This is a genomic window from Agathobaculum sp. (assembly GCF_034098985.1).
Taxonomy (GTDB): domain Bacteria; phylum Bacillota; class Clostridia; order Oscillospirales; family Butyricicoccaceae; genus Agathobaculum.
Window position 1 is genome coordinate 25,176 of record NZ_JAXEOA010000026.1, and the last position, 7,084, is coordinate 32,259.

At 60.4% G+C, this 7,084-nt stretch carries 9 protein-coding genes; 1 reads left to right on the forward strand and 8 read right to left on the reverse strand.

Going from position 1 to position 7,084, the window contains the following annotated elements; genetic code table 11:
- The first annotated feature begins 125 nt into the window (after positions 1–125).
- Positions 126–791, forward strand: a complete 666-nt coding sequence (gene epsC, locus SO058_RS09520) for a serine O-acetyltransferase EpsC (RefSeq protein ID WP_320842772.1) — start codon at positions 126–128, stop codon at positions 789–791.
- A gap of 77 nt (positions 792–868) precedes the next feature.
- Here the strand turns inward: epsC and SO058_RS09525 are convergent, their stop codons facing one another.
- The 8 genes from SO058_RS09525 to SO058_RS09560 form a co-directional block, all read right to left on the reverse strand.
- Positions 869–1,270, reverse strand: a complete 402-nt coding sequence (locus tag SO058_RS09525; protein WP_320842762.1) for a Mini-ribonuclease 3 — start codon at positions 1,268–1,270, stop codon at positions 869–871.
- Positions 1,271–1,273: 3 nt separating this feature from the next.
- Entirely contained in the window at positions 1,274–2,185 is a 912-nt protein-coding gene (locus tag SO058_RS09530; protein ID WP_442872242.1) for an RnfABCDGE type electron transport complex subunit B, read from the reverse strand.
- Positions 2,186–2,206: 21 nt separating this feature from the next.
- Positions 2,207–2,824, reverse strand: a complete 618-nt coding sequence (gene rsxA / locus SO058_RS09535; protein ID WP_320842764.1) for an electron transport complex subunit RsxA — start codon at positions 2,822–2,824, stop codon at positions 2,207–2,209.
- Positions 2,825–3,475 carry an electron transport complex subunit E gene (locus SO058_RS09540; protein ID WP_320842765.1) on the reverse strand — a complete coding sequence of 217 codons (651 nt, stop codon included), beginning with the start codon at positions 3,473–3,475 and terminating at the stop codon, positions 2,825–2,827. It abuts the gene before it with no gap.
- A gap of 15 nt (positions 3,476–3,490) precedes the next feature.
- Positions 3,491–4,075 (reverse strand): RnfABCDGE type electron transport complex subunit G, encoded by a 585-nt coding sequence (locus SO058_RS09545; protein ID WP_320842766.1) that lies wholly within the window; start codon positions 4,073–4,075, stop codon positions 3,491–3,493.
- 1 nt (position 4,076) lies between these two features.
- A complete protein-coding gene (locus SO058_RS09550; RefSeq protein WP_320842767.1) occupies positions 4,077–5,078 on the reverse strand; it encodes an RnfABCDGE type electron transport complex subunit D in 1,002 nt (333 codons plus the stop codon).
- 15 nt (positions 5,079–5,093) lie between these two features.
- On the reverse strand, positions 5,094–6,497 hold the full coding sequence (rsxC, locus tag SO058_RS09555) for an electron transport complex subunit RsxC (protein WP_320842768.1): 1,404 nt from the start codon (positions 6,495–6,497) through the stop codon (positions 5,094–5,096).
- 277 nt (positions 6,498–6,774) lie between these two features.
- Complete coding sequence (locus SO058_RS09560; protein WP_320842769.1) at positions 6,775–6,933, reverse strand: hypothetical protein; 159 nt, start codon at positions 6,931–6,933, stop codon at positions 6,775–6,777.
- Between the last annotated feature and the right edge of the window lie 151 nt (positions 6,934–7,084).

Here is a 7,084-nt window from a genome sequence, read left to right on the forward strand (position 1 = left end):
AAAATCTTATATCATTATACCACTTTTTCCTTGGAATTCAATGTAGGGTTTGAATTTTACGCCAATTTCCTCTATAATATAACAGTACGAGAATTCATACCAATCAGATAGGATGCATGCTTATGATTTTCAAAGGGCTGCTCTCCGACGCGCGCGCCATCCGAGACCGCGACCCCGCCGCGCGCTCGACGCTGGAGGTCTTTTTGCTCTATCAGGGCTTCCATGCCCTGATCTACCACCGCCAGGCGCACTGGCTTTACAAGCACAAGCTCTTTTTTCTTGCGCGCGCGCTGTCGCAGTTCGCGCGGCATATGACCGGCATCGAGATCCATCCGGGCGCGCAGATCGGCCGCGGGCTGTTTATCGACCACGGCATGGGCATCGTCATCGGCGAGACCGCCGAGATCGGCAACAACTGCACGATCTACCATGGAGTGACGCTGGGCGGCACCGGGCACGACAAGGGCAAGCGCCACCCGACCGTGGGCGACAATGTGCTCATCGCAACAGGGGCAAAGGTGCTCGGGCCGTTCAAGGTGGGCGACAACAGCCGCATCGGAGCAAACGCGGTGGTTTTGCAGGAGGTCCCGCCCAATTCGACCGTGGTCGGCGTCAAGGCGCGGGTCGTCAAGATCGACGGCCAGCGGGTTGGCACGCCTTCTTACGACCTCGACCAGATCAACCTGCCCGATCCCGTGGCGCAGGAGCTTTGCAGATTGCAGCACCGCGTATATGTCAACGAGCAGAAGCTCAAGCACGAGGAAGAGCGCGACCGCGAAGCGGACGAATAAACGAAAAAGACGCCTTTTCGGCGTCTTTTTCTCTATATAATAAAACGCTCCCTCACAAGTCGAGGGAGCGCTTTTCTTTAAAAACCAAGCGTGATTTCTGCAAACAGCGCATTAACGCGGTCATACTCCTGCCGGAGATACAGCCATCCAAACAGCGTTTCAAGCGCCGTCGCGTAGGCGTATTCCGCCACGGACGCCGACTTGGGCACGGTTTTGGGTTTCGCGTTCCGTCCGTGGCGGAACACGGTCTGTTCCTCCTCGGAAAGCAGCGGCAGGATGCGCTCCACCGCCTTGGCCTGCGCGCCCGCGCACACCAGACGGGTCGTGCGGGCATGCAGGTTTTTCGCGGTCTGTGTACCGCCGCAGGCCAAATGCGCGCGCACCATCAGCTCATACACCGCGTCCCCCACATGTGCGAGCGCAAGGCTCGACATCTGGGAAAGCGCCGCATCGTCAAGTCCCGGACGCAGATAATCCATCGCTTACGCCTGCGGCTGCTCTTCGGTCTTGGCAGCCGCCTCAGCCGCGGCCTTTGCGGCGGCAGCCTCCTTGGCCTTCTCCGCCTGCGCCTTCTGGGCGGCGGCAAACTTGGCTTTCTCCTCCGCCGTCGGCACCGGCTCGATGCAGCTCTTCGGGCAGACCTTGGCGCACATCTTGCAGTTCTTGCACTTGTCATAATCGATCTTGGCTACGCCGTTCTCGACATGGATGGCGTCAAACTTGCAGGTCTTTTCGCACATTTTGCACGCGATACAGCCGACCGAGCAGACTTTCATCACCTCGGGGCCCTTGTCGCGGTTCATGCAGTTAACATGCACTTTCTTGCTCTCGGGCACCAGATTGATGAGTTTTTTCGGGCAGGCCGCGACGCACTTGCCGCAGGCCACGCACTTTTCCTCATCGACCTTGGCGACGCCGTCCACAATGTGGATCGCGTCGAACGCGCACGCCTTGACGCACGAGCCGAGGCCCATGCAGCCGAACGAGCACGCCTTGGGGCCGTTTGCCACACGCATGGCGGCGGTGCAGTCCTGCAGGCCCTCATACTTGGTCTTGTCGACCGCGTTGCAGCCGCCGTTGCAGTATACATGGGCGATCTTACGCTCGCTCGTGTCCGCTTCGACACCCATGACCTCCGCGACCTTGGCCGCGCACGCCGCGCCGCCGACCGGGCAGCCGTTTACCGGGGCAGTGCCCTCGACGATGGCGGCCGCCAGGCCGTCGCAGCCCGGATAGCCGCAGCCGCCGCAGTTCGCGCCCGGCAGGCACTCGCGCACGAGCGGCACGCGCTCGTCAACTTCGACGGCAAACACCTTCGCGGCGATGCCGAGCAGCACCGCGAAAACGACGCCCATGACGAACAGCACCGCGACCGCCGCTAAAACATTTTGCATATCCATTTCTTGAATCCTCCCTTACTTCCAGATCTGCAAGCCGGAGAAGCCCATGAAGGACATCGCAAGCAGCGCGGCGGAAACCAGCGCGATCGGGAAGCCCTCAAAGCACTTGGGGCACTTGCTCGTCGCGTCGAGGCGCTCGCGGATGGAAGCAAACAGCACGATGGCGAGCGTGTAGCCGATACCGGCGCACACGCCGTAAACGACCGCGCCGATGAACGAATACTGGTTATCGATGTTCGAGATCGCGGCGCCCAGCACGGCGCAGTTGGTGGTGATGAGCGGCAGGAAGATGCCGAGCGCCTGATACAGCGCGGGCATCGACTTTTTCATGAACATCTCGACGAACTGCACGAGCGTCGCGATCACAAGGATGAACGCGATGGTCTGCATATAGCCGAGGCCGAGCGGCTCCAGAATGAAATACTGGACCGCCCACGACGCCGCCGAGGCGATCGCCATGACGAAGATGACCGCCATGCCCATGCCGACAGCCGTGTCGGTCTTCTTGGAAACGCCGAAGAACGAGCAGCAGCCGAGGAACTGGACAAGGATGTAGTTGTTGACCAGGATCGCGCCGATTGCGAGCGACAGGATCTCAGTAAGCCCCATGGAGGCAGGCAATGCGATACTCATTTACTTGTCCTCCTTTCCGGCCATGACCTTTTGGATGACCGCGAAGATGAAGCCCATCATGAGGAAGCCGCCCGCGGGCAGGATCATCATGGTCATGGGATTGCTGTTCAGGAACGGGATCGCGAAGCCCTTCGACGGCAGGATCCCGGCGAGGAACGGCAGCAGGTCGGACAGGCCGGCAAACACCGTGCCGCCGCCCAGCAGCTCGCGGAAGAAGCCCATCAGCACGAGCGCGAACGTAAAGCCCAGACCCATTACTACGCCGTCCAGCGCGGAGGGCAGCACCTTGTTCTTGGACGCATACGCCTCGGCGCGGCCGAGGATGATGCAGTTAACAACGATCAGCGGCAGGAACAGGCCCAGCGACGCGGCCAGCGCCGGAACATAGGCGTTGAGCAGCATCTGGATGAGCGTAACGAACGTGGCGATGATCGAAATGAAGCACGCGATGCGCACTTTTTCCGGGATGAACTTACGCAGCGCCGAAATAACGACGTTGGAGCAGATCAGAACGACGGTTGCCGCCACGCCCATGCCGATGGCATTGGCGAACGACGTGGTCGTCGCCAGCGCGGGGCACAGACCGATGGTCTGCATGAAAACCGGGTTGTCGAGGATAACGCCGGCTTTCAGTCTTTCACTAAATTTCATTTGGCTCTCCTCCTTTTAACCCAGTGTCGCGGCGAACTGCGCCGCAGCGTTTACGCCATTGGTGACCGCGCGCGAGGTGATCGTCGCGCCGGTGATGGCATTGATCGTGCCGCCGTCCTTGGAAACGGCGAGCGAGCCGTCGGCCGGCTGGCCGGCATACTGCGCGATCCACTCCGCGTCCTGGCTCTTGGCGCCGAGGCCCGGGGTCTCCGCGTGCGCGGTGACTTTCGCGCCGGCTACCGTACCGTCCGCATTGATGCCGACGATCAGCGTCAGCGCGCCGCCGAAGCCCTTCGGGGCGACCTGCACACAGTAGCCGATGGCCTCGCCGTCCTTCTCGGCCTTAAACGCGGCCGTGATCGCAACGGCGTTTTTGTCCTCAGGGGATTTCATTTCCTCCGGCACCTCGACCTCGGGGAAGTCGGTGGCTTCCGGCAGGATCTCGCCCATCGCCGCGTTGCGGGTGTCGATGGCGTTCTGCTTGATCAGCGGGTCGGTGACCTGGTTTACCACGCCGAGCAGCAGCGCGCACACCAGCGTGATGAGGCCCAGTACGACGACGAGCATCGCAATGCCGCCGCCCTTTTTGCTGTCGTTCATGTTACTGCGCCTCCTTTTTCTTTTCTAAGGAATATCCGAACTTGCGCGGATGGGTGGCCTTGTCGATCGCCCAAACCAGCGTGTTCATAATCAGGATCGAATAGGAAACGCCCTCGGGCAGGCCGCCGAAATAGCGGATGAACACGGTGAGCAAACCGCAACCCACGCCGAAGATGATCTGGCCCTTGGGTGTGACCGGGCTGGTGACGTAGTCGGTCGCCATGAAGAACGCGCCGAGCATCAGGCCACCCGAAAGCACCTGGGAAAGCATCCACTCCACGCGGTTGATGCCGCCGATGGGGAACAGGAACGTCAGCACGGCAACGGTCAGGATATATGCGGCCGGGATGTTGATGGTGATGACCTTGCGGTACAGTAAGTACAAGCCGCCGGCGATCAGCGCCAGCGCCGAGGTCTCGCCGATGACGCCGCCGGTCTGGCCGAGCAGCATGTCGATCAGGCTTTCAGCCGGCACCGCGCCGGTCTTGAGCGATGCGAGGGGCGTCGCGGTCGAGATCGCGTCCGTCACGGTCACGCCGCCGAACAGCGGCAGCTTGGCGTGCGGCTGGGTCCACAGCGTCATGAGCGCCGGCCAGGAGGCCATCATGAACGCGCGTGCGCCGAGCGCCGGGTTCATGAAGTTCTTGCCCAGTCCGCCGAACAGCATCTTGACGATGATGATGCCGAACAGGCCGCCGAACACCGGCATCCACAGCGGGGCGGAAACCGGGATGTTAAACGCGATCAGCACGCCCGTGACCATGGCCGACAGGTCGCCGACTGTGACGGGCTGGTGCGTAAGCTTGCAGTAAATAGCCTCGAACACGCCGCAGGCGATCATCGAAACGACGACCAGCACGAGCGCGCGGGGGCCAAAGGTGAACACCGAAACGGCGAGCGCGGGAATGAGCGCGATCAGCACGTCCAGCATCAGGCTGCGGGTATCTTCCTCCGCCTTGATGTGCGGCGAGGAGGATACGACGACTTTACTCAAATCATACATTTCGTTTTCTCCCCCTTACTTTTCTTCCGCTTTGGCTTCGGCCGCGGCTTCTGCTTCCGCTTTGGCCTTGGCTTCCGCGTCCGCCTTGGCCTTGGCGGCCATGCGCTGCGCCTGAATCTTGCCCTTGGTCAGGCGGAACTGCGCAACCAGCGGGATGCGGGCCGGACACACATAGGCGCACGAGCCGCACTCGATGCAGTCCATCATGCCGCACTCGGCCGCGTTTTCCAGATCCTCCCGCTTGCCGTAAACGTTCATGTAAATCGGCAGCAGATGCATCGGGCAGGCGTTGATGCACTTGCCGCAGCGGATGCACTGGGGATCCTCGACGCGCTTGTCCTCGTCGCCCGCGAACGCCAAAAACGCATTCGTGCCCTTAAAGATCGGGATTTCAAGCGAAAACTGGGCGACGCCCATCATCGGGCCGCCCATGAGCAGCTTATTGGGGGCTTCCTTGAAACCGCCGCACGCGTCGATCATTTTTTCGACCTGCGTGCCGATGCGCACTTCAAGGTTCTTAGGCTCGGCAATGGCCGAACCGGATACCGTGACAATACGGCGGATGACCGGCATACCAGTCGTAAAGCGGCGATAGACCGCGCCCGCGGTATCGACGTTGAACACCGCGCAGCCCGCGTCTGCCGGCAGCTTGCCCGACGGCACCTCGCGGCCCGTGCAGGCGTTGATGAGCTGCTTTTCCGCGCCCTGCGGGTATTTGCACTTTAAGGGGTAGAGCTTCAGGCGCGGGTCGTCCCCGATGAGCTTTTCAATGCCGGGGAACACGTCGGCCTTGTTCTCTTCGATGGCGATGATCGCGTTCTGCACGCCCATGATGTCGGCCAGCATCTTCAGGCCGCCGATGACCTCTTCCGGGCGTTCGAGCAGCAGGCGGTGGTCCGAGGTTATGTACGGCTCACACTCAGCAGCGTTGATAATGACCGTGTCGCACTTGCCGATACCCGACTGGATCTTGACGTGGGTCGGGAATGTCGCGCCGCCGTGGCCGACGATGCCGGCCGAGCGGATGCACTCGATGCGCTCCTCATTTGACATTGCCGCAAAGTCGTAGGGATGTACGGATTCGTGCGGACGATCCTCCCCGTCGTTCTCGATGACGATGGACAGCACCTTGCTGCCGTTGGGATGCAGGCGGGGCTCAACCGCTTTCACCTTGCCCGAGACCGTCGCGTGCACAGGCGCGCTGACAAAGCCGCCCGCCTCCGCAACCGGCTGTCCCAGGTCTACGGTATCGCCAACCTGCACGATGGGCGACGCCGGGGCGCCGATGTGCATGGAAACGGGCAGGATCACCTGGTCAGGCAGCGCCAGCTTCTCGATCGGCTTGGTGTTTGTCGCGGCCTTGTAGCCCGGGTCTGCGTGGGTGCCGGGATGAATGCCGCCACGGAACGAATACACCATGTTTTTCACCTCTCAATTATTTTGCGAAAGAAGAACCGGATTCACACCGGCCCCATCTTCTATGAAGTCAGCGGGAGCGCTTTCGCGCAACCCTACATAGTAGATTATACTGTTGACCGACCCCAATTAGCAACCCCGAATGTTAAAAAATTTGTCCAAAAAAGAAATTAATTTTGAACAGATTGGGCAATTGCTGGTTATATGATATACGAACTCTGTGAACAAACCGTGAATGTGCACAAAAAAGAGACCGCGTTTTTCACGGTCTCTCGGCGCATTATTCTTTGTTCGGTTCCCGGCAATACATTTCGGTGTATTCCGTCGCGGCCGGGTCGACACGCGGTTCGCCGTAATGCTTGACGTCGGGCGGTACGATGGCCGCCGAGTCAATATGCGCCGCGTCGTCATAACGCGGATGTCCCTTTTTATGGCACATAGCACACACGCTCCTTGTATTATAGAGTAGTAGTTATTAAAGCCCCTCTCCAAGGGCTGTGCTACACTGTAAGGGATGCTGTGGATTGGTTGCACCCTCCTACCACAAGATGGTTCAAGAAAGGTTCCAACCACAGCCCTTTGCAGTTTTG